The following is a 25,903-nucleotide window of genomic DNA, read 5'->3' as shown; positions in this document are numbered from 1 at the left end:
CTGAGGCGGCGCCACCGAACGGCTACGTGCGCGGGTACCGCGCCAACCACCCCGGCGACGACCCGGCAGGGCCATGCAGCGCGGGTCCCTGGGTCATCTCCATCGCGAAGTCGTCCGCCAGCTCAAGCATCGTCGAACGGCCCTCCAGCTCGGCCACCCAGCCGGGCGGGAGGGCCGTCTCGCCGTGCAGGGCGCCGAGCATCGCACCGGTCAGGCACGCCACCGACGAGGAGTCGCCGCCCTGGTTCACGGCGAGCCGCAGTCCGTGCCGGATGTCCTCGCAGACCGTCGCGCAGTACACCGCCGCCCCGAGCACCGCGTCCGCCGTGCCCTCCTCGGCGAGGGACTCGACCCGGGCCGGGCTCGGCATGCCCTGCCGGACCGCGCCGAGCGCCTGCTTGAGCGCGTCCGTGACGGGCTGGTGCCCCGGCCGGGTGGCGAGCAGGGCAAGCGCCCGCTGCACCGCCCCGTCCAGGGACTCGCCCCGGGCCAGGGCGTGCACGATCACCGCGTGGGCGCCCGCCGCGAGGTACGCGGAGGGGTGCCCGTGCGTCTGCGCGGCGCACTCCACGGCCAGTTGCAGGACGAGCTGCGGCTCCCAGCCGACGAGCAGCCCGAACGGCGCGGAACGCGTGAGGGCCTCGGGGCCGCGCTCGGTGGGGTTGCGCGGGGTCTCCAGGGTGCCCATCGCGTCGTCGGCGAACCCGGTGAGGCAGGCACGGGCCGGGTCGCGGCGGGCGTACAGCCACTCCTCGCGGGCCAGCCAGCCGTCCTCCTTGCGGCGCTCGTCGGGGCCCCACTCGGTCTGCGTGACGGCCCAGCGGCGGTGGGCGCGGTGGATGTCGGTGGGCGGGTGCCAGGCGCCGGTGTCCCGGCGGACCTGGGCGCGGATCAGTCCGTCCACGGTGAACAGGGCGAGCTGCGTGGCCGCGGTGACGGTGCCTCGGCGGCCGTACGCGGGGGCCAGGTCCGCGAGGCCCTCCGCGCCGTGCTCGGTGCGGATCGCCTCCAGGTCGAGGCGGGTCACGGGGGCGCCGAGTGCGTCCCCGAGCGCCGCGCCGAGGAGTGAGCCCCGTACGCGGCTGCGGAAGTCCTGCTGTTCGGCGCGGCCCCAGACCGCTGTCACACCTGCGCTCACCGCGCCTCCTTCCACGACTTCGCAGCACTGTAATCGAACGGGGACGGGCTGTTCAGGGCGCGCTATTTTCCCCCTCCCCGCCCCTTACCGAAAGTCCTCGCCGGACGGGCCTCCTCAATCGCCGGAGGGGCTCAAATTGAGCCCCTCCGGCGATTGAGGAGAAACCAGCCGCACCGGCGCGAGCGGGGGCCGGAAGGAGGCTAGTCCCCTTCCACCACCGGCAGCAGCTGCGGCAAGTGGCCGTCCGACGCCGCCGCGACCCGCTGCCGTTCCTGCGGCACCTCGCCGTACAGCGTCGTACGCGGCTTCGCCGGTCGCCCCGCGGCGTCCGCGATGGCGACGAGGTCCTCGATGGAGCGGTACGAGCCGTAACTGGAGCCCGCCATCCGGGAGATGGTCTCCTCCATCAGCGTGCCGCCCAGGTCGTTGGCGCCGGAGCGGAGCATCTCCGCGGCACCCTCCGTGCCGAGTTTGACCCAGCTGGTCTGGATGTTCGGGATGTGCGGGTGCAGCAGCAGCCGGGCCATGGCCGTGACGGCGCGGTTGTCACGCGTCGACGGGCCCGGCCGGGCGATCCCGGCCAGGTACACCGGCGCGTTGGTGTGGATGAACGGCAGCGTCACGAACTCCGTGAACCCTCCGGTCTCCCGCTGGATCGCGGCCAGCGTCCGGAAGTGCCCGAGCCAGTGCCGGGGCTGGTCCACATGCCCGTACATCATCGTGGACGAGGAACGAATGCCCAGTTCGTGCGCGGTGCGGATGACCTCGATCCACGTCGCCGCCGGCAGCTTGCCCTTCGTCAGCACCCAGCGGACCTCGTCGTCGAGGATCTCGGCGGCCGTGCCCGGGATGGAGTCGAGGCCGGCCGCGCGCGCCTCGGCCAGCCAGTCCCGGATGCTCAAGCCGGTCCTGGTGGCGCCGTTGACGACCTCCATCGGCGAGAAGGCGTGCACGTGCATGCCGGGGACGCGTTCCTTCACGGCCCGCGCGATGTCGAAGTAGGCCGTGCCCGGAAGGTCCGGGTGGATGCCGCCCTGCATGCAGACCTCCACCGCCCCCACGTCCCAGGCCTGCTGCGCGCGGTCGGCGACCTGGTCGAGGGAGAGCGTGTACGCGTCGGCGTCGGTGCGGCGCTGGGCGAAGGCGCAGAAGCGGCAGCCGGTGTAGCAGACGTTGGTGAAGTTGATGTTCCGCGTGACGATGTACGTGACGTCCTCGCCGACCACCGACTTCCGTACGTCGTCGGCCACTTGGCACAGCGCGTCGAGCGCGGGCCCCTCCGCGTGCAGCAGGGCGAGCGCCTCGTCGTCGGTGAGCCGGGTCGGGTCGTCGGCGGCGACGCGCAGGGCCGCCCGTACGTCCGTGTCGATGCGGGAGGGCACCATCCCGGGCGCGGCCTGTTCGCGCAGGGACTCCCAGTCGCCGTACACCTCGTCGAAGTCGTCTCGCCGGTCCGACGTACGGCCCTCGGTGTCGATGGTGCGGTGCAGGTCGGTGCGGCCGGAGGGGACGAAGCTGTCCTCGGGCTCCTGCCAGGGCAGTCCGCGCACCTCGGCGTCCGGGTTCGCGAGGCCGGTCTCGGGGTCGGCGAGGGCGCGTACGTGCGGCAGGACGCGCGGGTCGATCCACGGCTCGCCGCGCTGGATGAACTCGGGGTAGACGGCGAGCCGTTCTTCGAGCCGGAAGCCCGACTCGGCGGATTTCGCGGCGAGTTGCTCGATCTGGGGCCAGGGCCGCTCGGGGTTCACATGGTCGGGCGTGATGGGCGAGACGCCGCCCCAGTCGTCGACTCCGGCCGCGATGAGCCGCGCGAACTCGTCGTCCACGAGGTTGGGCGGGGCCTGGAGGCAGCCGGACGGCCCGATGATGTGCCGCGCGACGGCGACGGTCGCGACCAGGTCGTCCAGCTCGGCGTCCGGCATGCCCCGCATCGCCGTGTCCGGCTTGGCGCGGAAGTTCTGCAGGATCAGCTCCTGGATGCCGTGGTAGGCACGGGAGATACGGCGCAGCGCGAACAGCGACTCGGCGCGCTCCTGCGGGGTCTCCCCGATGCCGAGCAGCAGCCCGCTGGTGAGCGGCACGGAACTGCGCCCGGCGTCCTCCAGATGCCGCAGCCGTACGGCCGGGGCCTTGTCGGGCGACCCGTGGTGCGGTCCGCCGGGCTCGCTCCACAGCCGCTCGGCGGTCGTCTCCAGCATCAGCCCCATGGAGGGGGAGACCGGCTTGAGCCGCTGGAAGTCGGTCCAGGACATGACGCCCGGGTTGAGGTGCGGCAGCAGTCCGGTCTCTTCGAGAATCCGGATCGAGATGGCCCGTACGTACGCGATGGTGTCGTCGTAGCCGTGCGCGTCCAGCCATTCGCGGGCCTCGGGCCAGCGGTCCTCGGGCTTGTCGCCGAGGGTGATGAGCGCTTCCTTGCAGCCGAGTTCGGCTCCGCGCCGGGCGAGGTCGAGCACCTCGTCCGGCGACATGAACATCCCGTGCCCGGCCCGGCGCAGCTTGCCGGGGACGGTCGCGAACGTGCAGTAGTGGCAACGGTCCCGGCACAGCCGGGTGAGCGGGACGAAGATGCTCTTCGAGTACGTCAGCACACCGGCGCGGCCCGCTGCTTCCAGGCCCGCGTCGCGCACGCGTGCGGCGGAGGCGGCCAGATCCTCCAGGTCCTCGCCCCGCGCCTGCAACAGCACGGCGGCCTCGGCCACATCGATCGCGACCCCGTCCCGGGCCCGCTTGAGGGCTCGCCGCATGGAGTTGGCGGTGGGCGGCTGCGGACTCGGGGCTGCCTGCTGATCCGTCATCCCCCGAGGATACGAGCGGGGTACGCGGGTTTATTCAACGCCCGTACGGGCAACGCCGATTGCACTACCGTACGTGTTCAGGGTGCTACGGATCGCAGGGACGCCGTCATGCCGCCGCGACGCGTGATCACGTACGCGGCCTGCGCGAGCGCCAACGACAGCCGGATCTCACGCCATACCTCGGTCACACCCTCGGCCTCCTCGTACCCCGGGGCCGTGCGCCCCCGCCGCATCCCCCAACCGCTATGCCCCATGCGCTACTCCGTGTCCTTGGGGTGGCGCGTCGACGCGTACACGAGGTGCACCGTGCGGCGCGGTTCGTCGACCAGGTAGCGCACGCGGCCTCCTGCCGTGACTTCGTACTCCCACTGGGGATGCGTGCGCCCACCTATGGTCGCGGTCGCGAGCCGGCCGCGCAGCCGGTGCTACCGGTCCCGGTCTGCGTACGACACAGGATCGGCCCGCAGCGCCTCGAAGCAGCGGCGAGCATTGCCCGGAGCCTCGGCGCACAACTCGGCCCAGCCCTTGGCCGCTTCGTTCGTCCCGAACTTCAGCCGCCACTCCCCGCCGACGGGCGGCGGGGCCACGTCGTCTCCACGCTTCGGCGTCAAGGTGCGGTCACCTCGCCGTGGTCCTCATCCGCGTAGTTCCGCATCAGCTGGGCGGTGAGTTCCGGGTCGGCGAGGATGCGGGCCGTCGCACGCCACTCGACGATGGTGCCGTGCAGATTGGCGTGGACGTCCAACTCGACTGCGTCGTGCGTCGCGTGGATGAGGTCCTGGACGAACTCACGCATCTCGTCCCCGGACAGGTGCCTCACCCAGGGGAAGACCTCTGGCAATGCGCGTCTGATGGCCCGATCCCCGCCCTCAGCTCCCACCAGAGCCGTGAGCAGGCGCGCTACGACCTCGGCCGTCTCGTCCCGCTGCTGATCGTGCCGGGCCGTAGTGAGATACAGGTCCTCACCGTCGCGCCGAGCGATGTGAACCCGCTGCGCCTTGTCCAGCGTCTCGGCGACGCGCTTCGAGTTCTTGGACAGCTCGGAGAACGAAACCGTGGGAGCAGTCATGCCCCCACCATAGTTCGGAATACGTTCCGAAGTCAATCGGCGAGAGTCACCTACCCGGACCGCGAGCCGCCCGCACGACTCTGGTCCAATGAGGACATGGAGACGCCGAATCGCACCGCACTCGTCGAAGACCTCATGGAACGCTTCCCGCATGTCCCACGGGAAGCCGTGATCAAGGAAGACCTGCTGCGGGGCGGCATGGCCTTCGACGAGTCCGCGCTGTCCGGAGGCGCCGACGGGTCCGGCGGTGACGTGAAGCCGAAGTCGTACTTCATCTTCTCCTTCGACCACCGCACCCTGCCCGAGCTCGGCCAGGCCGCCCTGAACCGGCCGCCGGAGGAGATCGTGCTCACCGGCGGCCCGTACGAGCTGCGCCGCACCGTCGTCTCGGTGCGTGTGAACCCGGACTCGCCGTACCGCGTCAAGGGCGACGAGCACGGCACACTCGGGCTCTACCTCGACGGGAAGCGGATCTCGGACGTCGGGCTTCCGCCGATGCCCGAGTACTACCGGCACAAGCTGTCCAACGGGAAGTCCGTGATGGAGGTGGCCCCGACGATCCAGTGGGGGTACCTGATCTACCTCACCGTCTTCCGGGTGTGCCAGTACTTCGGCGCCAAGGAGGAGTGCCAGTACTGCGACATCAACCACAACTGGCGCCAGCACAAGGCCGCCGGCCGGCCGTACACGGGCGTGAAGCCGTCCGACGAGATCCTCGAAGCGCTTGAGATCATCGACAAGTACGACACCGCCAAGACCTCCACCGCGTACACCCTGACCGGCGGCTCCATCACCTCGAAGGTCGGCGGCAAGGACGAGGCCGACTTCTACGGCAGCTACGCCAAGGCCATCGAGGAGACCTTCCCGCGCCGCTGGATCGGCAAGGTCGTCGCGCAGGCGCTGCCGCTCGACGACGTCAAGCGCTTCCACGACTACGGCATCCAGATCTACCACCCGAACTTCGAGGTCTGGGACAAGCGGCTCTTCGAGCTGTACTGCCCCGGCAAGGAGCGCTACGTCGGCCGCGAGGAGTGGCACAAGCGGATCCTGGACTCCCGGGACGTGTTCGGCGCGCGGAACGTGATCCCGAACTTCGTCGCGGGCGTCGAGATGGCCGAGCCGTTCGGCTTCCAGACCGTGGACGAGGCCATCGCCTCCACCCACGAGGGCCTGCGCTTCTTCATGTCACAGGGTGTCGTCCCCCGCTTCACCACCTGGTGCCCGGAGCCGACCACCCCGCTCGGCAAGGCCAACCCGCAGGGCGCGCCGCTGGAGTACCACATCCGGCTCCTGGAGACCTACCGCGCGACGCTTGAGGAGTACGGCCTGACCTCCCCGCCCGGATACGGCCCCGCGGGACCCGGCCGCGCCGTCTTCTCCGTCAGCTCGTTCATGGACAGCATCCCGCAGGGCGCGGAGGCCGAGGCGACCACCGAGGCCTGACGCTCCGGCGGTACGGGTGCCCGTACCCGTACCGCCCTCTTCCCTTGCCGGTCCGTTCACGGCTCAATACCAGGGTTGCGTACGCCACTTCGCACCGTCCGCCCCTGGGGAGCCGCCACCATGCGCAAGGACGCACAGCACCCGATACGCCGCACCGACATCCACAGACGCGCGCTGCTCGTGACCTCGGCCGCCACCGCGCTTACGTTGAACGGCGTGAGCTTCGCGAGCGCCACCGGCAGTCACGACACGAGAACCGTGCGCGGCACGCTGCCCACCGGTTCCCCCGACTACGTCTACGTACCCGTAGAAGTCCCGGACGGCGTACGGGAGTTACACGTCTCCTACCGCTACGACAAACCGGCCGTGCCACCCGGCACCCAGGGCAACGCGCTCGACATCGGCCTCTTCGACGAGCGCGGCACCGACCTCGGCGGCCGGGGCTTCCGCGGCTGGTCCGGCGGCGCCCGCAGCGAGTTCTTCGTCCGCGCCGACGCCGCCACGCCCGGCTATCTGCCCGGCCGCATCCGCCCCGGCACCTGGCACATCGCACTCGGCCCGTACACGGTCGCGCCCGAGGGCCTCGCGTACGAGATCACGGTCACGCTGCGGTACGGCGCGCCCGGCGCCACCCCGAGGCCCAGCTACCCCCCGGAGCGGGCGGCGGGCCGGGGCCGGGCCTGGTACCGCGGCGACTGCCATCTGCACTCCGTGCACTCCGACGGCCGCCGCACCCCCGCCGAGATCGCCGCGCTCGCCCGCGAGGCCGGGCTCGACTTCATCAACAGCTCGGAGCACAACACCCATGCCGCGCACGCTCATTGGGCCGAGCACGCGGGTGACGACCTGCTGATCCTGCTCGGCGAGGAGGTCACCACCCGCAACGGCCACGTGGTGGCGCTCGGCACCGACCCGGGCACGTTCGTCGACTGGCGCTACCGGGCCCGCGACAACCGCTTCGGCCACTACGCCCGCGAGATCCGTCGCGCCGGCGGGCTCGTCGTCCCCGCCCACCCGCACGCCACCTGCATCGGCTGCAACTGGAAGTTCGGCTTCGGCGAGGCCGACGTGGTGGAGGTGTGGAACGGCCCCTACACGCCCGACGACGAGGTGTCGCTGGCCGACTGGGACGCGCGCCTGGAGGCGGCCGGCCGCCGCGGACACTGGATCCCGGCGATGGGCAGCAGCGACGCCCACCGCGACCCGGACCGGATCGGCGGCCCCCAAACCGTCGTCCTCGCCGACGAGTTGAGCCGCACGGCGATCCTCGCGGGCCTGCGGGCCGGACGTTCGTACGTCGCGGAGTCCTCCGCCGTCTCCCTCGACTTCTCGGCGGTCGGCGGCCGGGGCCGCAGGGCGGGCATCGGCGAACGCCTCGCCGTCGACCGCGACGCCCCGGTCACGGTCCGCCTGGAGGTGTCGGGGGCACCGGGCTGCACGCTCCGCCTCGTCACGGACCAGGGCACCCTGCTCACCTCGGACTCGGGCAGCGTGGAGTGGCGGACGACACCCGCGTACGCCTCGTACGTACGCGCCGAGGTACGACACCCGGCGACGGTGCCGGGGCTGCCGGGGGCGCTTGCTGCGTTCACGAACCCGGTGTTCCTGGGCGAGCGGAGCTAGATCCGGGCTGCCGGGCCTGCGTCAGGCGCCGAAGACCTCCACCGGGCACTTGGCCGCGCCGCTGCGGGCGATGCGTGCGTCGCAGGTGATCAGCGGGGCGGCCAAGACCTCGGCCAGGGCAACGTATTGGGCGTCGTACACGGACAGGTTCTGGCGCAGTGTGCGGATGCGGTCGAAGAACGGCAGCGTCTCGTGGCGCGTCAGGGGAATCTGCCGGTAGTCGCCGACCGCCTTGGTGACCTGGCTGTGGTTCAGCTTGCCGCCGCGTTCCAGACCCAGGAGCGCGGACTGGATCTCGTAGTCGAGGAGGGTGGGGGCGAAGAGGGAGCCCGCTTCGGCGACGCGCTGCCGAAGGAGGTGCGCATCGGCCGAGCCGGAGGTCAGGACGGGGACCAGGGCCGAGCAGTCGACGACGATCACCGCCCGGCCCTCATCTCGTCGATGACCCCCAGCACGTCACCGGCGCTGACGTCGGCGTTCGCCTCGCGGTCGAGGCGCTCCATCATCTCGGCAAGCGTCGGCTTGGCCGTCTCGCGGGCCAGGAGGTCTCGCACATAGGCCTGCAGGCTCTGTCCGGCCTGGGCTGCCCGGACCTTGAGCGTCTGCACTTCCTCGTCGGGCACGTCTCGAATAGTCAGGACTGTCATGAATGCAGTTTAGAGCCGTCAGCTGCAAAATGCATGCACGGCTGAATTTGGCTCCGCCCGCCCGAGCGCGGCAGCCTGGAGCCATGATCTTCATCGCCGTACGTTTCACCGTGCATGCCGACCGCGCCGACGAGTGGCTCGACCTCGTCGCCGACTTCACCGCCGCGACCCGCGCCGAGCCGGGGAACCTGTTCTTCGACTGGTCGCGCTCCGTGGAGAACCCGAACCAGTTCGTCCTGCTCGAGGCCTTCGCGGACGGGGACGCGGGGGCGGCGCACGTCCAGTCGGACCACTTCAAGGCGGGCCTGGAGGCGATGGCGGACGCGATCGCCTCGACGCCCGAGATCATCAACGTGGAGATCCCGGACGCCCAGGGCTGGGGCGCGATGGCGGAGCTTTCGCCGAAGCGTCCGGCCTAGCGAGACGACTGGCCCGGGCCGGCCGGGAGTGCGCCGACCGGCCGGTCCGGGGTGTCGAGCCAGACGGTGTTCTCGCCGCCGGTCACGGTCAGCCCGTACCGCTCGATGCCGGGATGGCCGTCGGCGAGCCACCTCGCCGCGGTCTCCTCAAGGGCCGTCCACATTCGCTTCGGCCCAGCCTCGTACGCGCGCGGCGACTTGCCCGGTGACATCTCCAGGACCGCCCACGAACCGTCGGGGTGCAGGAACCAGCGGCCCGACGTCTCACCCGTGGTGAGCCCCACCCGCACGGTTCCGGGCAGGGCGATCTGTGCGGCCCACATCAGCGCGGTGCTCTCCAGGACGCCGGGATCGACTCCGACGTCCACGGGGTGGGCAGCACCCCGGCGGGCAAGCGCGGACCGCATCATCGGCCCGATGTCCGGCCGCGTCAGCTCGCGGGAGAGCATGAACGACACGTCGCCGTTGAGGAATCGGCCCTCCGCTGTGCCGTTGCCGGTCTTGACCAGGCGGACGTATCCGTACGCGTCCAGGCTGCCGCCGAGGGAAACGAGGATCACCCCACCCGTCTCGGTCTGCTCGACCCACTCCGCGGGCACGCTGCTCGGAGAGTACGTCGCGATGACCCCGCCGTACGGCGCTCCCGAGGGGCTGACCTGGGCGGCGTCCCCGGTCAACAGGTTCGGATGATGGCCGAGGGACGCGAGGCGCTCGCTGACGAGGGCGGAAAGGCGCGGATCGTGCTCGGTGCTAGTGACGAACGCGTCGCCGTATCGGACACACGCCAGGGCGGTCGAATAGCCGGTGCCGCTGCCCGCTTCGTAGATCCGCTTGCCTTGCGGTACGTCGAAGTCCTCGTACATGCCGACGACGACACTCGGCAGCGTGGACGAGCTGGTGGGAACGCCGAGGACCGGTTCGCCGCCGTCCCCGGTCGTGGTGCCGTGGTCGAGCTGGGTCACCCACGTCCTGTTCTGGTAGACGAGCCTCAGCCACTCCCCCTCGCCGCTGTTCCGGCTGACCCGCGTGTACCGGGTGATGCCGTCCCGGCCCGGCGCATCTGTGAAGAACGACGGCAGGAACGCCTCCCGAGGCACCGTCTCCACGGCGGCCCGCCAGTGCGGCGAGCGCACCGCTCCGTGCTGTTCCAGTTCGTCGGCGAGACGGGCCCTAAGACTCCGTGAGGTCTGTGAGGTCTGTGCGTGCTGCCCGGTGTCACTCATGCGTCATGCCCTTCTCCAGGAGTTCGGCGATGGCGTGCGAGATGGGCACGCCGGTCCGGTGCTCGATCCACGACCACTGGCCGTTGGGGTTCACCTCCAGGAACCGCCACCGCCCCGACGGCGTCACGATGAAGTCGAACGCTCCGAAGACCAGCCCGAAGTGCCGCATGAACGCGGTGACAGCGTGCCGTACGCGGTCGGGCACGGTGGTCGGTTCGTACGTGAGGCTGTCGTAGTCCGTGCGCCAGTCGATCCGGGTCTCGGCGGAGCCCGCGTGAATCTCCACGGCGAAGAACCGGCCGCCGACCACGGTCAGCCGTACTTCGTGCGCCTTGTCGATCCACTCCTGGAACAGGTGGGCGCACAGCCGCACGGAGTCGTCGAGCTCGGCGGGGTCCACGATCACGGTGTCCACCGGGGCGCCGAGGCTCTTGGTGATGACCGGCCCGCAGATCTGCGTGGCGAACTCCCGTGCCACGTAAGGGTTGTTGGTGATGATGCTGCGCGGCGGTTCGAGGCCGAGGCACCGGGCGACCGCGAGCTGCCACGGCTTGTGGTTCGCGTCCAGGTCCCGCGCGGGATGGTTGATCCACAGGCACGGCAGAGCCACGGCCACCCCGACGAAGCCCGCCCGCGACTGGGCGGCGGCGAACCGCCGCTCAGCCTCGGACATGCTGTCGGGCAACCGGAACTCTTCGGGCCTGCGGAAGTACACCGACCGCACGTCGGCGAGGTCGAGGGTTCGATGCCCGTTGTCGAGCTCTCCGCCCCAGCGCTGCTCCCCGAGCGTCGCCGTCAGCGTGAGTTCCAGGGGGAACTCGGCGGTGTCGCACCGGAACACCGGAACGTTCCGGTGGTTCAGCCGGTCGACGACCAGGTCCGCGGTGGAGTCGAGCTGGTTGGTCAGCACCAGCACCGCTCCTGTGCTTGGTCCGTGAGGTTCCGTCACCTCGAGCTCTCCTAGTAGAAGTCGGTGCCTTCGTCGTTCCGGCTGTCGGAGTTCGTGTTGCTGCTGGTCTCTCCGGCGGCGGTCATCGCCCACGGGTTGCCCTCGCGGGTGAGGGCAACCTGCAGGTGGTTGTCGTACGTGACGCCCGTCGTGTCGGCGGGGGCACTGGTCTGCCGGGCGGCGAAGCGCATGGCGAACGGTTGGGTGGGTTCGGCGGGTTCGATGCTGGTGGCGCTCAAGGCGGTCTCCTCCTGTCCTTGCCCACCCACGGTCGGGGCGGGACGACTCGATGGGCAGTCATGCCGCAACTCGTACGGGGGTGACGAGGCTGCCCAGGGGTTCTGCTGCGGGGTGGTCGTAGTCCACGCCCAGCTCCGCGAACGCGGCGGCCCACGCACGTTCGCGCTGCGGGGTGGGCAGCGCGAGGACCTGCGGGTCCCGGAAGATCGCCCGTACGTCCGCGGCCGAGGGGGAGGTCCACGGCCGGGCCCACGGGGATACGGGTTCGGGTACGGGTACGGCGGCCCGCTGCGCGGCGAGGTGTTTCGCACTGTGCCGTCCGGGGCGTCGCCGCCAAGGGACCCAGGAGAGGGCGCGGGCTAAGAGGGCACGCATGGGGTGTTACCTGCACGCAGGGCGGCGGTCAGAGCCCGGGCGGTGGCGACGTTGCAGCGCCCCAACTCGACGAGGGCAAACGGCTGTTGACGGGTGTACGCGACCAGGTCGACGCCGAGGGACGGCAGCGTGACACCGGCGGCGGCGAGGGCGGCGTCCAGCTCGGCGAGGGCCTCCTCGGCCTCCTTGAGCGCATCGACGGTCACAGCAACTCCCCTCGGGAGCGGGCGTTCGCCCGGGCGGTCGCGACACGTAAGCGCTGTTCGGCGGTGGCCGGCCGGGTGCGCTCGGGGGCGACCTCCCACTCCGTCCCCCCGCACGCGGGCCGCAGGAACCAGCGGTTGCCCAATTCGCCTCGGAACTCACCGAGTTGATCGCGGACGAGGTCCAGGAGAAGCGTTCCGATCGCAGGGGCAGGGGTGGGCATGTGGGGTGGGCACACAATTACTCCTGTCTGTAGTCATTCGACTACCGGGAGCCTTCAGCGTGGCCTAGGGTCAAATCGCATTCAAGCTGTCAATGCGGCAGGAAAGGTTGCGCCCGCATGGTGAATATCAAGGAACTGAACCCGGACAGCAGCCCAGCGGCAGCGTTCGGGGCCCGCTTACGCAGGGAGCGAGAGTCGAAAGGGCTGAAGCAGGAAGAGCTGGCCATCCTGATGGACTACTCCAGCACGCACATCTCGGCCGTCGAAACTGGTCGCAAGATTCCAACTCTTCGCTTCTCGCGCAGTGTTGACCGTGCACTGGGCACCGATGGGACCGCCGACACGTTCGAACGCCAGTGGCGCGAGATGCAGCACGGCTCGCTGCTTGAAGGATTCCCGGAGTTCGTGGGCTACGAGGGGCGAGCCGCCGAGATCCGGCTGTACGAGGTCGGCGTCATACCGGGCCTTCTCCAGACACCGCAGTACGCGTCCGCGCTGGCGGACAGCGCGCTCAAGCGGAGGGCGATCACCGCGGAGCAGGCGCGCGAGCGCGTCTCGGTCGTCGCGGAGCGCCAGTCGATCCTGGACCGCAGGAAGAATCCACCGGAGATCTTCGTCGTGCTGGACGAGGGCTGCGTCCGCCGCCCCATCGGCGAACCGGAGGCCATGGACGCGCAGTTGGCGCACCTGATCGACTTCGCGGAGCAACCGAACACGACGCTTCAGGTCGCGCCCTTCAGCATGGGGGTCCTGCGCCCCTTCAATCTTCCGGTCACTGTGCTGACGATGGCGGACCGCTCACTCATGTCCTACGCGGAGTCCTCCCACCGGGGCGGCCTGGAGAGGGAAAGTACGTTCGTAGTGCCCCTGTTGAAGGCCTACCATCAACTGCAGGCCGAATCGCTCTCCCAAGCGGAGTCGGTGGCCATGATCCGCCAGCTGAGAAAGGGCACCCCGTGACGACCGAATCCCCCCGCTGGTTCAAGTCCTCCTACAGCGACAACGGCGGCCAGTGCGTAGAGGTCGCCACCAACCTCGCCGCAACCCGCAGCACCGTTCCCGTGCGCGACTCCAAGAACCCCACCGGCCCCACCCTCAACATCCACACTGACGCTTTCTCACACTTCCTCACCGGCGTCAAAGACGGCCGACTGGGCGCCGCCTGAACCACCCGCGCACCAACAGCCCCGCCGTAGACCCGAGTTGGGGAACGGCGGGGCCGACGGGAAGGGCAGCAATGATCTCGACACAGGCATGGGCCGACGTACGTCGCCTGTGGGACTACCACCAGATGGGCCACACCCTGAAGCCGTGCTCAGTGGCGATCGGCCTGGGCAGCCACGACCTCGGCGTGGCCGACACGGCGGTGGACCTGTACGAGCGCGGCCTGGCGCCCCTGCTTGTGTTCACCGGAGCCACGAGCCCCACGACGCGCGAGCGCATGCCCCGCGGCGAAGCCGTCCACTACCGCGAACGAGCCCTGGAACGCGGCGTGCCCAGCTCAGCCGTCCTCGTGGAGCCCAACGCCCGCAATACCGGCCAGAACATCGAGTTCTCCAAGAAGGTCCTCGAAGAGGCGGGCGTACACCCGGAGTCCGTGCTGCTGATCAGCAAGCCGTACGAGGAGCGCCGCGCGTACGCTACGGCCCGCAAGCTGTGGCCCGAGGTCGAGATCGTCAGTGCCTCCACCCCGATGACGCTCGATGAGTACGTGGACTCCATCCGGGACGCCCGCCTGGTGATCGACATGCTCGTAGGCGCGCTTCAGCGACTCCTCATCTACCCGGAGCAAGGCTTCATGATCAGCCTGCCCGTGCCGGACGACGTCCGGGAGGCCTACGACCGGCTGCGCAACGAGGGATTCACCAGCCGCCTCATGGCCATCGAGCCGTCAACTCTCCGATGACAACGGCCCCGCCGCACCCCCAAGTCAGGGTGCGGCGGGGCCGAGCGCTTTCCGGCGGCGGCCTGGGCGCTCAGTCCTGGACGACCAGGGCCGGCGTGTCCTTCGTCAGAACCTGCCCCCGGAAGAACCCCGGACTCCGCCGCTCCGTGACGATCATGATGACCACGCCGAGGGCGAGCAGACCCACGCCGATCACGAACACGGATCCGACACCGAAGACGGACGATCCGCTGCCGTACGCCGGGTCCCACATGTCGTACAGCGTCTTGCCGAAGACCGCCGTCAGGAGCGCGCCGCCGAGGACCGGGCACAGGCCCTTGTAGACCAGGTCCCGCACCGAGCGGGTGAGTTCGCGGCGGAAGTACCAGGCGCAGGCGAACGCCGTCAGGGCGTAGTAGAAGCAGATCATGAGGCCGAGCGCGTAGATCGTGTCGACCAGGACGTGCTCGCTGACCAGCGTCATGACCGTGTAGAAGAAGCCGGTCGCGACACCGGCCACGATCGTCGCGCGGCCCGGCGTCTTGAATCGGGGGTGGACGCGGGCGTACGAGGGCGGCAGCGCCTCGTACGTCGACATCGCGAGCACCGTACGCGCGACCGGGATGAACGTGGTCTGCAGGCTGGCCGCCGCCGAGGCGAGGACCGCGAGGAAGAGCAGGATGCCGAGCAGCGGGCCCATCACGGGTCCGGCGAGCGCGGCGAAGACGTTGTCGGACGTGTCCGGGTTGCCGAGGCCGAGGCCCTTGTCGCCCGAGCCGACCGCCATCTGCGCGGCGACGCCGGTGGCGAGGTAGGAGCCGACGAGCACGACCATCGCGATGAGCGCGGCCCGGCCGGGCGTCTTCTCGCTGCCGGAGGTCTCCTCGTTGGCGGTGAGGCAGGCGTCCCAGCCCCAGAACATGAAGATGGAGAGCGAGAGGCCCGCGGTGAAGGCGGCGAAGGACTGCACCGCGAAGGGGTTCAGCCAGGACCAGGAGAAGTCGAGCCCGGTGGCGAACTCGCCGCTGCCCGCCTTCTGGAACGCCATGGTCACGAAGATCACGAGCACGACGAGCTGGAGTCCGACGAGGGCGTACTGCACGCCCTTCGTGGCCGTCATGCCGCGGTAGCTGATGGCGGTGGCGGCGGCGATCAGGGCGAGGCAGGTGACGATGTGCACCGGCTTGCTGTCGTCCAGGGCCGCGATCGCCGGGGAGCCCGTGACCTCACCGGCCAGGAGCCAGAAGTACGAGGTGGCGACGCCCGCGAGGTTCGAGAGCACGATGATCGTGGCGATCACCAGGCCCCAGCCGCACATCCATCCAACGCGCGGGCCGAAGGCCTTCACGGTCCAGGTGAAGGAGGTGCCGCAGTCCGGCATCGCCTTGTTGAGCTCGCGGTAGGCGAAGGCCACGAGCAGCATCGGCAGGAATCCGGCCAGGAAGACGGCGGGCATCTGCACGCCCACCTCGCCCGCGGTGGAGCCGAGTGTCGAGGTGAGGCAGTAGACCGGGGCGACGGTCGAGATGCCGATGACGGCACTGCCGACGAGGCCGACGGAGTTCCCGCCGAGCCCTTTGGACCGCACACCGCTTCCGGCCTCGGTCACGCCCCGTACCGTGTCTCCGCCCTGGGGCGGGGTTTCCAGCTGCGTCATGAACAGGACGTTAAGTGCTGCGGTTTCCATGTCCGGAAGGTTGAACTCCGGGTAACCGCCCTTTAATCAGGCCATACAAATCGGTAATCGATCATCGATTCACAGGTCGCCTGCGCACCTTGGCCCGCCACACCAAGGCCTACTCCCGCAATTCCACGATGCGGGAATCGCAGGAGCGCCCTAAATGTCCGTTTCAAAATTTTCCCGTGCGGTGTTTTCCTGTCACCCTCGGCCCACGCACCGTCACCCTCGGCCAATGCTACGTAACCCTCGCCGGTGCCCCGTCACCCTGGCCACACGAGCGACTGCAGCTCGCTGTAGGCGTGCAGCGCGTACGAGCCCACGTCCCGGCCCACCCCGCTCTGCTTGAACCCTCCGAACGGCGCCTCCATGTTCCGGCCCACCGTGTTCACGCCCACGCCCCCGGCGCGCAGCCTGCGCGCGAGCCGGAAGGCGCGGGACACGTCGCCGGACCAGACGTAGTCGATCAGCCCGTAGTCGCTGTCGTTGGCGAGGCGTACGCCCTCCTCCTCGTCGTCGAAGGGGATCACCACGACCACCGGCCCGAAGATCTCCTCGCGCGCGACCCGCATGTCGTTGGTGCAGTCGGCGAGCAGGGTGGGCGCGACATAGAAGCCCCGCTCGAAGTCCGGCCGCTCGCCGCCCGCGACCACCCGCGCGCCCTCCTTCCGCCCGAGCTCCACGTACGACTCGACCCGGTCCCGGTGCGCCGCCGAGATCACCGGGCCGACCACGGTGCCCTGCGCCGCCGGATCGCCGACCTTCATGAAGGCGAGGTAGCCCGTCAGCTTCTCGATCAGCCGCTCGTAGATCCCGCGCTGCGCGAGCACCCGCGTGGGCGCCGTACAGATCTGCCCGCTGTAGAAGGCGTACGTCGTGCCGATGCCGCGCACCGCCGCGGCAAGGCCCGCATCGTCAATGTCGTCCAGGACCAGCGCCGCCCCCTTGCCGCCCAGCTCCATCAGCTGCCGCTTCATGCCCCGGCCGCACACCTCGGCGATGCGCTGCCCGACGGCCGTGGAGCCGGTGAAGCTGACCATGTCGACGTCCGGGGAGTCCACGGCCGCCTCGCCGACATCCACCGAAGTGCCGGAGACGACGTTGACCACCCCGCGCGGCACGCCCGCCTCCTCAAGGGCCCGCGCCATCCGGTACACCGACAGCGGGTCCTGCGGCGCGGGCTTCACGACCACCGTGTTGCCCATCGCGAGCGCGGGCGCGACCTTGCCCGCCGGGTTGGCCCACGGATTGTTGTACGAGGTGATGCAGGTGACCACGCCGACCGGCTGGCGTACCGCGAGCGCGCCGAGCACGCTCGCCGGGCCCATCGGCCCCGCCTCCGTGATCTGCGGCGCGAGCGCCTCCTCGACCGGCTCCAGGGCGCCCTTCGCGTACCGCCGGAACCGGGCCGCGCCCACCGCGACCTGCATGCCGCGGGCCGTGCCGGTCGTCGCGCCGGTCTCGGCCCGGGCGAGCCGCACGGCCGGGCCCGCGTCCCGCTGGATCAGGTCGGCGGCCTTGTCGAGGACGCGGGCCCGCTCCTCGGGGCTTGTCCGCGACCAGCCGTCGAAGGCCGCGCGCGCCGCGGCCGCCGCCGCGTGCACCTGCGCGCGCGAGGCCTCCGGGGCCAGCCCGACGACCTCCTCGCTCGCCGGGTTCACCACCTCGTAGTGCCCGCCGTCCGGCTCGACCCACTCGCCGCCGACGAACAGGCTTTCCTGGAAAGGTACTTGGGACGTCATGTGGTGCTCACCGTCCGGGTGTCGCGGCCCGAGCGCAGCACCTTGCCGGGCACCGCGCCGCTCACCACGTCCTCGCGGAGCGCCTCGACACCGTTGACCCACACCGCGTTCACGCCGATCGCCTTGGAGTCGAGGCGCGGGGAGTCGCCGGGCAGGTCGTGGACGAGGGTCGCCTTGCCCGCGTCGATCCGCTCCGGGTCGAAGAGGACAAGGTCCGCGTGGTAGCCCTCGGTGATCCGGCCGCGGTCGACGAGGCCGAAGAGCCGCGCCGGGTCGTCGGTCAGCATCTTCACGGCCTGCTCCAGGGAGGTCAGCTTCCGGCCGCGCAGACAGTCCCCGATGAACCGCGTCGTGTACGGGGCCCCGCACATGCGGTCCAGATGGGCGCCCGCGTCCGAGCCGCCGAGCATGACGTCCTCGTGCTCCCAGGTCTGCCGGCGCAGCTCCCAGGACGCCGGGTCGTTGTCCGGCGGCATCGGCCAAAGCACCGTACGCAGCTCGTCGTTGGCGCAGATCTCGACCAGGCACTGGAACGGGTCCTGCCCGCGCTCGGCCGCGATGTCCTGCACGACGCGCCCCTCAAGGCCCTCGTTCTCCGGGCTGTAGGTGTCGCCGATGACGTACCGCCCGAAGTCCGCGAGCCGCCTAAAGACGCCCGCCTCCTTGGAGTCGGCGCGGCGCAGCATCTCCGCCCGTACGTCGGGGTCGCGGAGCTTGGCGATCCGCTCGGGCACGGGCAGGCCGAGGATGTCGCCCCAGCCGGGGATGAGGTTGAGGGCGCAGAAGGTGCCGAGGGACATGTTCATCGGCGTGAGGATGGGCATGGTCAGGGCGACGATCCGGCCCCCGGCCTTGCGGGCCCGCTCGCTCGGCACGAGCTGGCGCGGCACGCGTTCGGGCACGGCGGCGTCGATGGTCAGCACGTTCCAGTTGAGCGGCCGCCCGGCCGCGGCGGACATCTCCACGAACAGATCGATCTCATCATCACTGAACTGATCGAGGCAGCCCGCGACGATCGCCTCCAGCTGCGTCCCCTCGTGCTCGGCGACGGCCCGCGACAGGGCGAGCAGCTCCTCGGGGTCGGCGTGCCGGGAGGCGACGGGCGCCCCGTCGCCGTCGGAGTGCGTGGACGACTGGGTGGTGGACAGCCCCCAGGCGCCCTCCTCCATGGCCCGGTGGAAGAGGTCGAGCATGGTCTGCAACTGCTCGGGGCTCGCCTTTCCACCGATGGCCTCCTCGCCCATCACGTACCGGCGCAGCGCGCAATGGCCCACCATGAAACCGGCGTTGACGGCTATCCGCCCTTCGAGCCGGTCCAGGTACTCGCCGAACCCGGACCAGTTCCAGGGCGCTCCCTCCTCCAGGGCGACCAGCGACATGCCCTCCACCTTGGACATCATGCGGCGCGTGTAGTCGGCGTCGCCGGGCCGCTGCGGGTTGAGCGGGGCGAGCGTGAACCCGCAGTTGCCGCCCGCGACGGTGGTCACGCCGTGGTTCAGGGACGGGGTGGCGTACGGGTCCCAGAACAGCTGGGCGTCGTAGTGCGTGTGCGGGTCGACGAAGCCGGGCGCGAGCACCTTGCCGGTGGCGTCCTCGCTGCCGCGGGCCTCTTCGGTCACGGTGCCGGGCTCCGCGATCACGGCGATCCGCCCGTCCCGGATGCCGAGGTCCGCGCGGTACGCGGGTGCGCCGGTTCCGTCGACGATGGTCGCGCCCTTGATGAGGTGGTCGAGCATGGCGTCCCTTTCTCGCTGGGGGTACGTCTGCGGTACGTGTCTGCGTACGTGGCTCTGCCCCGGCCGGGGCCGCCGCGGGGGGCTCCGGCCGGGACAGGTACGGGGTCACTGGTCCGGGATGCCCGTGGCCCCGCGCTTGGATTCCCCTCCCCGCCCCTTCCCGAAATCCTGCGGAGCTGTCGTTCGGCTGCCGCGCCGTCGTGGCTGGTCGCGCCCCGCGGCGGAGCCGCAAATGTCACAGCCCCGCGCCCCTGAAAACCCGCCCCTCCGGGGCTTGTTTTCAGCCCCTCCGGCGTTTGAGGAGCGGGGGTCCGGGGGCTGGCCCCCGAAGCGCCGCAGGCTTTCGGGAAGGGGCGGGGCGGGGAGAAATCACGCGGCCTGGCGGAAGCGGGTGGTCCGATGGACCGGATCCGTGTCAATCTTCGGGATCACGTGCTCACCCACCAGCCGAATCGTCTGCAAGGTGTCAGCCTTGGAGATCCCGATCGGCAGCCCGAACGACAGCTGATCCGCCCCCGCCCGCTCCCACCGCCCGCACTGCGCAAGCACCTCATCGGGATCACCGCAGATCAACAGCTCCTCGGCGATGAGGAGTTCGACGATCTCCTCGTTGAACTCGGGCAGCGTCTCCGGCCACACCGGGAAGCCCTCGGGCCGAGGGAACGTGTCGTGGTAGCGGAAGACGAGCGACTGCAGGTAGTTCAGCCCGCCGCGAGCCGCGATCCGCACGGCCTCCTCGTGCGTGGGCGCGCAGATCGCCGTAGACGTCACCATCACGTTGTCGTTGACGTAGTCCCCGACGGGCTCGGCGTCCTTGATCGCCCCCTTGTACTGCTCAAGGACCCACTCCATATCGGACACCTTCTGCACACTGAACCCGAGCACCCCGAGCCCCTTGCGCGCCGCCATCGCGTACGAGGGCGGGGAGCCGGCGGCGTACCACATCGCGGGGTGGGACTTGCCGTACGGCTTGGGGAGGATCTTGCGCGGCGGCAGTGACCAGTGCTTGCCCTGGAACCCCTGGTACTCCTCCTGGAGCCACATCTTGGGGAACTCGGCGATGGTCTCCTCCCACACCTCCTTCGTGAAGTTCATGTCCGTGACGCCCGGAATGAACCCGAGGATCTCGTGCGACCCGGCGCCGCGCCCGGACCCGAACTCGTGCCGCCCCTCGGAGAGATGGTCGAGCATGGCGACCTTCTCGGCGACCTTCACCGGGTGGTTGACCTGGGCCAGCGGGTTGAAGATCCCGGAGCCCAGATGGATCCGCTCGGTGGCGTGCGCGAGGTAGCCGAGGAACACGTCGTTGGCCGAGAGATGCGAGTACTCCTCCAGGAAGTGGTGCTCGGACGCCCAGGCGTACTTGAAGCCGGACTTGTCCGCCTGGATGACGTACTCGGTCTCCTCCATCAGCGCCTTGTGCTCGGCGAGCGGGTCGGTCTCCGCCCGCTTGCCGACGTACCCCTGAACAAAGAGCCCGAATTCCAAGGAAGTTCACCGCCCCTAGCCCTTAATTTCCTGACGCACCGTCAGATCTGACGGGCCCGACTGTTCCACCGCACACGACGACCGTCAATACCTGACGACACGTCAGAGCCTTGCCGGGGGCCGGTCAGAACCTTGCCGGGGACCGGTCAGAGCCTTGCCGGGGACCGGTCACACGATGCTCACCCCCGCCAGCCACCCGCCGTCGATCACGAACGGCTGCCCCGTGATGTACGAGGAGTCCTCGCTGGACAGGAAGAGCGCCAGGTCGGCCACCTCACGCGGCCGCCCGACCCGGCCGAGCGGCACGAGCTTCCGGTACAGCTCGTCGAGCGCCTCCGTCATCGCCGCCGGGTCGGCGTCCGGGTCCAGCTGGGCCGGGTTGGACATGGCGGTGTCGATGGCGCCCGGGCAGACCGCGTTCACCCGGATCCCGCTGTCCGCCAGCTCCATCGCGGCGACCCGGGTGAGGCCGAGGATCGCGTGCTTGGTCGCGGCGTACGTGCCGACGGCGGGCATGCCGGTCACGGCCGTGTACGAGGCGGTGTTCACGATCGTGCCGCCGCCCGCCTCGCCGATCGCGGGAGCCACGGCCCGTATCCCCAGAAAACACCCCACCTGATTGACGTTCACGACCTGCATGAACTCGTCCAGAGGCGTGTCGACCAGGGCGTTGAACCGGAGGATCCCCGCATTGTTGACCAGCCCGTCGACCTTCCCGAACGCCTCCTTCGCGGTGGCCACCGCGGCCGTCCACTCCTCTTCCCTGCTCACGTCGAGGTGGACGTACCGCGCCCGTCCTTCCCCTATCTCCTTGGCCACCGCCTCGCCCTGCTCGTCCAGCACGTCCGCGAGCACCACGCGCGCGCCCTCCGCGGCGAAGAGCCGCGCCTCCTGCTCGCCCTGGCCGCGCGCGGCCCCGGTGACGATGACGACACGGCCGTCCAGCTTGCCCATGGATCACTCCTAGTCGTTGAGGTACGGGCCGACCTCGGCCCCGAACGCGGCCATCTGGTCGGTGAGTTCGGTACGGGAACGGCTCCGGAACCGCACCTGGATCTGCTGCACGCCCATCGCCGCGTACTCGCGCAGCGACTCGGCGATCGCCTCCGCCTTGCCGCTCAGGGTCCAGCGGCCCACGTCCCAGTCCGCCTCGCCCACGTACAGCGGCTCGGCGATGGTGCCGACGGTCAGCGGCGCCTCGACTCCGGCCGCCTCGCGCAGCTCCCTGATCCGGTCGATCTTCGCGGGCAGTTCGGTACGCCGGTCGCCCTGCGGCAGCCAGCCGTCGCCGCGCGTGGCGGCCCTGCGGACGGCGGGCACGGAGGAGCCGCCGACCCAAATCGGCACGCGCTCCTGCGCGGGGCGCGGCAGCTGCCCGAGCCCGCTGAACTCGTAGCGCTCACCGTGGTGTTCGGGGTACTCGTCCTCGCCGAGCGCGGCCCGCAGCGCGTCGATCGTCTCGTCGAGCACAGCCCCACGCCCCTCGAAGTCCGCCCCGAGCACCTCGAACTCCTCGCGCACATGCCCGGCCCCGACACCGAGGACCAGCCGGCCGCCGCTGAGGTGGTCGAGCGTGGCGTACTGCTTGGCGCTCGCGAGCGGGTGCCGCAGGCCGACGACGGCGACGTGGCTGAGCAGCCGTACGTTCTCGGTGATCCCGGCGAGGAAGGAGAGGGTGGCGACGGGGTCGTACCAGATGGTGCTCATCGCTGCCGCGAGTCGGCGGGGGATCGCGACGTGCTCGCAGCAGGCGATGTAGGCGAAGCCGCTGCGGTCGGCGGTCCTCGCGATCTCGGCGAGGTCGGCCGCGCCCGCTTCGGCTTCCCAGGGTTCGGCGTAGAGGGTGCTCTGGGACTGGATCGGCAGTTGGATGCCGTACGACAACTTCCACTGCGGGAAGGCTTCCACCATGGCCGCAACCCCTCGATCTGATGGATCGTCATGTCTACGATGGGGGCCATCGTGGGGGCTGATGGTTCATCAGACAAGGGGCTGGGCGGCTCCTATAGGGGCTCAGGCGAGGAGTGAGGCCGGGGTCACCAGTCGGGCCCGCTCGTGGAGATCGCGCGCGGCGCCGTTCTTCAGGTGAGGGCGCAGGAGGCGGAACATCGCCCTGATGCGGTCGTCGGCGCGGCCGGACTGGACCATGGGGTAGTCGTCCAGGGCCTGGTGCCAGGTGGTGCAGGCGGCTTCGAGGTGGCCGATCGCGAATTGGCGTTCGGCGAGTGTGCCCCGCTCATGCGTGCGGGTGCGCCGGTAGACACTGGGACGCAACCGGTCAGCCCGCTGCATCGCCTCGACGGCACCTTCTGCGTCTCCGAGTTCGTAACGCATCTGACTGACGTGGTAGTTGAGCGACGCCGGGTCGTACGAGCCAAGCGCCTTGGCACGGCCCTCTGCCCGGTCCATGAACGCCTCGGCTTCTCGGATATGCCGCAGGGCAGCACTGCGGTTGCCGATCTGCGCGGCGGCGTGGGCCTGCTGCCCCGAGAGGAATGCCTGAAGACGGGGCCCCGCGTTGGGGGAAGCCGCAGCAGCGGCATCGGCCAGTTCCATCGCCTTCGCACCGTGCCGCAGGTCGACCGCCTGCACGCTCATGCCCCGCAGGGTGGTGCAGTACGTAAGGTGATCCTCGGCCGCGCCCGCCAGTTCCAGGGCCTTGAGGTAGTAGTTCTGAGCGAGGCCGTGCAGCCCTTCGTCCACGGCCATGTACCCAGTCAGGTACAGCAGATCCGAGGCTGCGGACAGCATCGCCCTACGTACGCCATCGGGCGCGTCCGCTCGTAGATACGGCGACACCGTGTTGACCAGGAACGCCGCCGCCATGGGGCGCGCATGCCGCCCGCCGAACTGGTCGTCCAGGTCGGAGATCCGCTCGGTCATGTCGATGACCATGTTCACTTCGGGCATCCCGATGCGCTGAACGCCGCCACCCCCGGCGGCTTCCATGCGGCCCACCACGTCGGGCCAGTTCGGCACGGTCAGGGCCACGGAGAAGAGTGCTGCCCCCATGACGCCACGGCGGGACGGATCCATGTCTCGCCTCCCAAGATCCAGGATTCCTTCCACCGTACTTGGGTTCGAGGGCGCCAGCCCATGGGCCGAGGCAGGCGGGAAGCCCGCTTCGCTGTACGTGACAGCGCGACGGAGCCTGCGCGCGAGCGCTTCGAGAATCAAGGGCCGGACGTCCGCTCGCGGCAAGTGCCCCTTCAGCCACTGATGCACCGACGGCTCGCGGTACCGGAGGGGCGTTCCGCGCTGCGTGCCGACGCGGTTGACCTCCTGGGCGAACTGACGCAGCGTCCAGCCGGATTCGCGGTACAGGCGGTGCAGTCCTTCGTTCGGCGTCGGCGTACCCACAGACCCTCAACTCCCCGCGCTCGTCGAGAACTTAAAGCTCTTAAAAACGGCTCCCGCGACAACGGTACCGCTCTGCGTGACCAGACAGTTTCCTGGAGTGACGAAGCCGCCACGCACGACAGACCCCCGCGACCGCACTGGGAGCGGCCCGGGGGCATGGCCATCAACCCAAGGAATTGACGACGTGACTCACGCTATCGCGAGGCTGCTGGAATCGGTGCTCCGATTCCTGCTGCCCGCCCCTCCCGGCCGGCACCGGCTGCCCGCCGAACCTCCGGCCGCCGCGCACCCTGTGTCCGCCCCAGTGGTACGCATCCCCGTACTGCGCGGCGAGGACTCCCCGCTCGTACGCCCGTACGTGATCGCTCACGAGCGACGACAGGAGCAGCAACGTCGGCGGCAGGAAGAGCAATGGCAGGAGCTGTTGCGGCAACGGGCGCGGCGACGGGAGCTCTGGCTGGCGCTGCACGGAGTGGACATCGGCCCCCGGCTCATCCACGGAGTGGAGGTGAGCGCGTGACGGCCCCGCCCGCCGTCGGCGACACCGTCTGGGACGCCGCCCGCGACCGCGTGGGCCAGGTCATGGGGCACGTGGGCCCGCGTGTACAACTGCGCCCGCTGTGCGGCGGCGTGGAGTGGGAGGCAGCCCTCAACGACCTCCTGCCCGCCACTCTGACCGACCCGCCGGGCGGTGACGCATGAGGTGCTACGCGGCGACCGGCATGCCGGAGGAACTGCGAGATCAGGCCATGGCCTACCCCGCAGTGGACGACGAACCCGTCCCCGGCACGGCCGTCTGCGACCTGGACCACCACCCGTACGGCGAACACATGGCGATGGTCCGGGACTTGGACACCGGCAGTGGCGAGGGGGCCGCCTGGGCCCGGTGGGAGGACGGCCATCCGCCTCGTCTGGACGTGCTCCCCTACTGCCCGTCCACCACCCCGTCGGGGAGCGACGCCTGCTGGCTCTTCGAGAAGCACCGGGGCGGTCACACCTGGGAGCACTACCTGTGACCCCGCAGCAGCAGCCCAAGGGCGGGTCTCCATCCACACTCGATCGAGTGACTGATTAGGCATATGCCAGAGGTGCATGCCGCGCGGCCCGCCTAACGTCCCCGTCGTGGTCAGGTCACCCCACGAAGCCCTGCACCAGATCTTCCAGGAGATCCCCGACGTGTTCTCCCGAACCTTTCGCACCCTGGGCCTGCCGTTCCCGGACCCCGTCGAGGTGTCCCTGATGCCCACCGACCTCACGGAGACCAGGCCACTGGAACGACGGGTGGACACACTGCTGCACATGCGGACGCGCGACGAGGGCAGCTATCTGCTCGCCGTCGAATCCCAGGGCAGGAAAGACAAGGCCAAACTCGCGAGTTGGGCGTACTACACCGCACACCTGCACTCCAAATACGGACTGCCCCTCGTCCTGCTCGTCACGTGCCAGGACAAGGCCACCGTGGAGTGGGCCTCCGGCCCGTTCGCCATCGGCACCCGCCAGTGGCGCACGATGACCCTGAGCCCTCTCGTCCTCGGGCCGCACAAAGTACCGCTGGTCACCGACCCTGGAGCCGCAGCCCGCGACATCCCGTTGGCCACCCTCTCGGCCATCACTCACGGCAAGGACGCGGACGCCGCTGGCATAGTCAACTACCCCTCGCTAG

At 70.1% G+C, this 25,903-nt stretch carries 28 protein-coding genes and 2 pseudogenes; 10 read left to right on the top strand and 20 right to left on the bottom strand.

Annotation, left to right across the window (positions count from 1 at the left end; translation table 11 throughout):
- Positions 1 to 22: 22 nt before the first annotated feature.
- From QIT00_RS35255 to QIT00_RS35235, 5 genes are all read right to left on the bottom strand, one after another.
- Positions 23 to 1,138 (bottom strand): ADP-ribosylglycohydrolase family protein, encoded by a 1,116-nt coding sequence (locus QIT00_RS35255; protein ID WP_282539578.1) that lies wholly within the window; start codon positions 1,136 to 1,138, stop codon positions 23 to 25.
- Between the two features lie 200 nt (positions 1,139 to 1,338).
- On the bottom strand, positions 1,339 to 3,936 hold the full coding sequence (locus tag QIT00_RS35250) for a bifunctional FO biosynthesis protein CofGH (RefSeq protein WP_282539577.1): 2,598 nt from the start codon (positions 3,934 to 3,936) through the stop codon (positions 1,339 to 1,341).
- Positions 3,937 to 4,013: 77 nt separating this feature from the next.
- A complete protein-coding gene (locus tag QIT00_RS35245) occupies positions 4,014 to 4,190 on the bottom strand; it encodes a hypothetical protein (RefSeq protein ID WP_282539576.1) in 177 nt (58 codons plus the stop codon).
- 171 nt (positions 4,191 to 4,361) lie between these two features.
- The gene (locus tag QIT00_RS35240) at positions 4,362 to 4,547 is read right to left on the bottom strand and encodes a hypothetical protein (protein ID WP_282539575.1); all 186 of its coding nucleotides are present in this window, start codon (positions 4,545 to 4,547) and stop codon (positions 4,362 to 4,364) included.
- Positions 4,544 to 5,005, bottom strand: coding sequence for a prevent-host-death family protein (locus QIT00_RS35235; protein ID WP_282539574.1), 462 nt, complete (start codon positions 5,003 to 5,005; stop codon positions 4,544 to 4,546). Before QIT00_RS35235 ends, QIT00_RS35240 begins: the two co-directional genes overlap by 4 nt.
- A gap of 96 nt (positions 5,006 to 5,101) precedes the next feature.
- On the opposite strand from QIT00_RS35235, the gene QIT00_RS35230 reads away from it, so the two are divergent.
- Positions 5,102 to 6,448 carry a radical SAM protein gene (locus QIT00_RS35230; protein WP_282539573.1) on the top strand — a complete coding sequence of 449 codons (1,347 nt, stop codon included), beginning with the start codon at positions 5,102 to 5,104 and terminating at the stop codon, positions 6,446 to 6,448.
- A 120-nt stretch (positions 6,449 to 6,568) separates the two neighbouring features.
- On the top strand, positions 6,569 to 8,071 hold the full coding sequence (locus QIT00_RS35225; RefSeq protein ID WP_282539572.1) for a CehA/McbA family metallohydrolase: 1,503 nt from the start codon (positions 6,569 to 6,571) through the stop codon (positions 8,069 to 8,071).
- A gap of 21 nt (positions 8,072 to 8,092) precedes the next feature.
- Here the strand turns inward: QIT00_RS35225 and QIT00_RS35220 are convergent, their stop codons facing one another.
- Both QIT00_RS35220 and QIT00_RS35215 read right to left on the bottom strand, forming a co-directional pair.
- Positions 8,093 to 8,491: a type II toxin-antitoxin system VapC family toxin gene (locus QIT00_RS35220; RefSeq protein WP_282539571.1), complete on the bottom strand. Its 399-nt coding sequence runs from the start codon at positions 8,489 to 8,491 to the stop codon at positions 8,093 to 8,095.
- Complete coding sequence (locus tag QIT00_RS35215; protein WP_282512525.1) at positions 8,488 to 8,718, bottom strand: FitA-like ribbon-helix-helix domain-containing protein; 231 nt, start codon at positions 8,716 to 8,718, stop codon at positions 8,488 to 8,490. The genes QIT00_RS35220 and QIT00_RS35215 overlap by 4 nt, the downstream gene beginning before the upstream one ends.
- A gap of 83 nt (positions 8,719 to 8,801) precedes the next feature.
- Here QIT00_RS35215 and QIT00_RS35210 point away from each other — a divergent pair, with 83 nt between their 5' ends.
- Positions 8,802 to 9,137, top strand: a complete 336-nt coding sequence (locus QIT00_RS35210; RefSeq protein WP_282539570.1) for a putative quinol monooxygenase — start codon at positions 8,802 to 8,804, stop codon at positions 9,135 to 9,137.
- Here the strand turns inward: QIT00_RS35210 and QIT00_RS35205 are convergent.
- The 6 genes from QIT00_RS35205 to QIT00_RS35180 all read right to left on the bottom strand — a co-directional run bounded on the left by QIT00_RS35205 (position 9,134) and on the right by QIT00_RS35180 (position 12,351).
- Complete coding sequence (locus QIT00_RS35205; RefSeq protein WP_282539569.1) at positions 9,134 to 10,270, bottom strand: methyltransferase domain-containing protein; 1,137 nt, start codon at positions 10,268 to 10,270, stop codon at positions 9,134 to 9,136. The two genes, QIT00_RS35210 and QIT00_RS35205, sit on opposite strands and share 4 nt — an antisense overlap.
- An 82-nt stretch (positions 10,271 to 10,352) precedes the next feature.
- Positions 10,353 to 11,270 (bottom strand): ATP-grasp ribosomal peptide maturase, encoded by a 918-nt coding sequence (gene tgmB, locus QIT00_RS35200; RefSeq protein WP_282539568.1) that lies wholly within the window; start codon positions 11,268 to 11,270, stop codon positions 10,353 to 10,355.
- A gap of 50 nt (positions 11,271 to 11,320) precedes the next feature.
- A complete protein-coding gene (tgmA, locus tag QIT00_RS35195; RefSeq protein WP_282539567.1) occupies positions 11,321 to 11,548 on the bottom strand; it encodes a putative ATP-grasp-modified RiPP in 228 nt (75 codons plus the stop codon).
- Between the two features lie 58 nt (positions 11,549 to 11,606).
- Positions 11,607 to 11,924: a hypothetical protein gene (locus QIT00_RS35190; RefSeq protein WP_282539566.1), complete on the bottom strand. Its 318-nt coding sequence runs from the start codon at positions 11,922 to 11,924 to the stop codon at positions 11,607 to 11,609.
- Positions 11,909 to 12,130, bottom strand: a complete 222-nt coding sequence (locus QIT00_RS35185; protein ID WP_282539565.1) for a hypothetical protein — start codon at positions 12,128 to 12,130, stop codon at positions 11,909 to 11,911. Before QIT00_RS35185 ends, QIT00_RS35190 begins: the two co-directional genes overlap by 16 nt.
- Positions 12,127 to 12,351 (bottom strand): hypothetical protein, encoded by a 225-nt coding sequence (locus tag QIT00_RS35180; RefSeq protein ID WP_282539564.1) that lies wholly within the window; start codon positions 12,349 to 12,351, stop codon positions 12,127 to 12,129. Before QIT00_RS35180 ends, QIT00_RS35185 begins: the two co-directional genes overlap by 4 nt.
- Before the next feature lie 117 nt (positions 12,352 to 12,468).
- On the opposite strand from QIT00_RS35180, the gene QIT00_RS35175 reads away from it, so the two are divergent.
- The 3 genes from QIT00_RS35175 (at position 12,469) to QIT00_RS35165 (ending at position 14,257) form a co-directional block, all read left to right on the top strand.
- Positions 12,469 to 13,311, top strand: a complete 843-nt coding sequence (locus tag QIT00_RS35175; RefSeq protein ID WP_282539563.1) for a helix-turn-helix domain-containing protein — start codon at positions 12,469 to 12,471, stop codon at positions 13,309 to 13,311.
- Entirely contained in the window at positions 13,308 to 13,517 is a 210-nt protein-coding gene (locus QIT00_RS35170) for a DUF397 domain-containing protein (protein ID WP_282539562.1), read from the top strand. Before QIT00_RS35175 ends, QIT00_RS35170 begins: the two co-directional genes overlap by 4 nt.
- A 71-nt stretch (positions 13,518 to 13,588) precedes the next feature.
- Positions 13,589 to 14,257 carry a YdcF family protein gene (locus tag QIT00_RS35165; protein WP_282539561.1) on the top strand — a complete coding sequence of 223 codons (669 nt, stop codon included), beginning with the start codon at positions 13,589 to 13,591 and terminating at the stop codon, positions 14,255 to 14,257.
- Positions 14,258 to 14,327: 70 nt separating this feature from the next.
- Here the strand turns inward: QIT00_RS35165 and QIT00_RS35160 are convergent, their stop codons facing one another.
- The 7 genes and pseudogenes from QIT00_RS35160 to QIT00_RS35130 all read right to left on the bottom strand — a co-directional run bounded on the left by QIT00_RS35160 (position 14,328) and on the right by QIT00_RS35130 (position 24,240).
- Positions 14,328 to 15,893 carry an APC family permease gene (locus QIT00_RS35160; RefSeq protein WP_282539560.1) on the bottom strand — a complete coding sequence of 522 codons (1,566 nt, stop codon included), beginning with the start codon at positions 15,891 to 15,893 and terminating at the stop codon, positions 14,328 to 14,330.
- Between the two features lie 284 nt (positions 15,894 to 16,177).
- A complete protein-coding gene (locus QIT00_RS35155; RefSeq protein WP_282539559.1) occupies positions 16,178 to 17,656 on the bottom strand; it encodes an aldehyde dehydrogenase family protein in 1,479 nt (492 codons plus the stop codon).
- Positions 17,653 to 19,422, bottom strand: a pseudogene (locus QIT00_RS35150) (N-acyl-D-amino-acid deacylase family protein); the annotation flags it as partial. The pseudogene QIT00_RS35150 and the gene QIT00_RS35155, both read right to left, overlap by 4 nt.
- 339 nt (positions 19,423 to 19,761) lie before the next feature.
- Positions 19,762 to 20,880 carry an LLM class flavin-dependent oxidoreductase gene (locus QIT00_RS35145; protein WP_282539558.1) on the bottom strand — a complete coding sequence of 373 codons (1,119 nt, stop codon included), beginning with the start codon at positions 20,878 to 20,880 and terminating at the stop codon, positions 19,762 to 19,764.
- A 168-nt stretch (positions 20,881 to 21,048) separates the two neighbouring features.
- Complete coding sequence (locus QIT00_RS35140) at positions 21,049 to 21,834, bottom strand: SDR family NAD(P)-dependent oxidoreductase (RefSeq protein ID WP_282539557.1); 786 nt, start codon at positions 21,832 to 21,834, stop codon at positions 21,049 to 21,051.
- A 9-nt stretch (positions 21,835 to 21,843) separates the two neighbouring features.
- Positions 21,844 to 22,791: an LLM class F420-dependent oxidoreductase gene (locus tag QIT00_RS35135; protein WP_282539556.1), complete on the bottom strand. Its 948-nt coding sequence runs from the start codon at positions 22,789 to 22,791 to the stop codon at positions 21,844 to 21,846.
- 102 nt (positions 22,792 to 22,893) lie between these two features.
- Positions 22,894 to 24,240, bottom strand: a complete 1,347-nt coding sequence (locus tag QIT00_RS35130; protein WP_282539555.1) for a tetratricopeptide repeat protein — start codon at positions 24,238 to 24,240, stop codon at positions 22,894 to 22,896.
- Positions 24,241 to 24,424: 184 nt separating this feature from the next.
- On the opposite strand from QIT00_RS35130, the gene QIT00_RS35125 reads away from it, so the two are divergent.
- The 4 genes and pseudogenes from QIT00_RS35125 to QIT00_RS35110 all read left to right on the top strand — a co-directional run.
- Positions 24,425 to 24,760 (top strand): hypothetical protein, encoded by a 336-nt coding sequence (locus QIT00_RS35125; protein WP_282539554.1) that lies wholly within the window; start codon positions 24,425 to 24,427, stop codon positions 24,758 to 24,760.
- Positions 24,757 to 24,942 (top strand): hypothetical protein, encoded by a 186-nt coding sequence (locus QIT00_RS35120; RefSeq protein WP_282539553.1) that lies wholly within the window; start codon positions 24,757 to 24,759, stop codon positions 24,940 to 24,942. The genes QIT00_RS35125 and QIT00_RS35120 overlap by 4 nt, the downstream gene beginning before the upstream one ends.
- Before the next feature lie 47 nt (positions 24,943 to 24,989).
- Positions 24,990 to 25,256 carry a hypothetical protein gene (locus tag QIT00_RS35115; RefSeq protein WP_282539552.1) on the top strand — a complete coding sequence of 89 codons (267 nt, stop codon included), beginning with the start codon at positions 24,990 to 24,992 and terminating at the stop codon, positions 25,254 to 25,256.
- 106 nt (positions 25,257 to 25,362) lie between these two features.
- A pseudogene (locus QIT00_RS35110) lies at positions 25,363 to 25,903 on the top strand (hypothetical protein); the annotation flags it as partial.

It is taken from the genome of Streptomyces luteolus (assembly GCF_029968015.1).
In the GTDB taxonomy this organism is placed as follows: domain Bacteria; phylum Actinomycetota; class Actinomycetes; order Streptomycetales; family Streptomycetaceae; genus Streptomyces; species Streptomyces luteolus.
This window is presented reverse-complemented; position numbering and strand designations above follow the sequence as displayed.

Excerpts from the sequence above, each read along its gene's own strand:
- QIT00_RS35250 (WP_282539577.1), bottom strand. The coding sequence starts at position 3,936 with ATGACGGATCAGCAGGCAGCCCCGAGTCCGCAGCCGCCCACCGCCAAC.
- QIT00_RS35245 (WP_282539576.1), bottom strand. The coding sequence starts at position 4,190 with ATGGGGCATAGCGGTTGGGGGATGCGGCGGGGGCGCACGGCCCCGGGG.
- QIT00_RS35235 (WP_282539574.1), bottom strand. The coding sequence starts at position 5,005 with ATGACTGCTCCCACGGTTTCGTTCTCCGAGCTGTCCAAGAACTCGAAG.
- QIT00_RS35230 (WP_282539573.1), top strand. The coding sequence starts at position 5,102 with ATGGAGACGCCGAATCGCACCGCACTCGTCGAAGACCTCATGGAACGC.
- QIT00_RS35225 (WP_282539572.1), top strand. The coding sequence starts at position 6,569 with ATGCGCAAGGACGCACAGCACCCGATACGCCGCACCGACATCCACAGA.
- QIT00_RS35215 (WP_282512525.1), bottom strand. The coding sequence starts at position 8,718 with ATGACAGTCCTGACTATTCGAGACGTGCCCGACGAGGAAGTGCAGACG.
- QIT00_RS35210 (WP_282539570.1), top strand. The coding sequence starts at position 8,802 with ATGATCTTCATCGCCGTACGTTTCACCGTGCATGCCGACCGCGCCGAC.
- QIT00_RS35190 (WP_282539566.1), bottom strand. The coding sequence starts at position 11,924 with ATGCGTGCCCTCTTAGCCCGCGCCCTCTCCTGGGTCCCTTGGCGGCGA.
- QIT00_RS35180 (WP_282539564.1), bottom strand. The coding sequence starts at position 12,351 with ATGCCCACCCCTGCCCCTGCGATCGGAACGCTTCTCCTGGACCTCGTC.
- QIT00_RS35175 (WP_282539563.1), top strand. The coding sequence starts at position 12,469 with ATGGTGAATATCAAGGAACTGAACCCGGACAGCAGCCCAGCGGCAGCG.
- QIT00_RS35165 (WP_282539561.1), top strand. The coding sequence starts at position 13,589 with ATGATCTCGACACAGGCATGGGCCGACGTACGTCGCCTGTGGGACTAC.
- QIT00_RS35160 (WP_282539560.1), bottom strand. The coding sequence starts at position 15,893 with ATGACGCAGCTGGAAACCCCGCCCCAGGGCGGAGACACGGTACGGGGC.
- QIT00_RS35155 (WP_282539559.1), bottom strand. The coding sequence starts at position 17,656 with ATGACGTCCCAAGTACCTTTCCAGGAAAGCCTGTTCGTCGGCGGCGAG.
- QIT00_RS35140 (WP_282539557.1), bottom strand. The coding sequence starts at position 21,834 with ATGGGCAAGCTGGACGGCCGTGTCGTCATCGTCACCGGGGCCGCGCGC.
- QIT00_RS35135 (WP_282539556.1), bottom strand. The coding sequence starts at position 22,791 with ATGGTGGAAGCCTTCCCGCAGTGGAAGTTGTCGTACGGCATCCAACTG.
- QIT00_RS35115 (WP_282539552.1), top strand. The coding sequence starts at position 24,990 with ATGGCCTACCCCGCAGTGGACGACGAACCCGTCCCCGGCACGGCCGTC.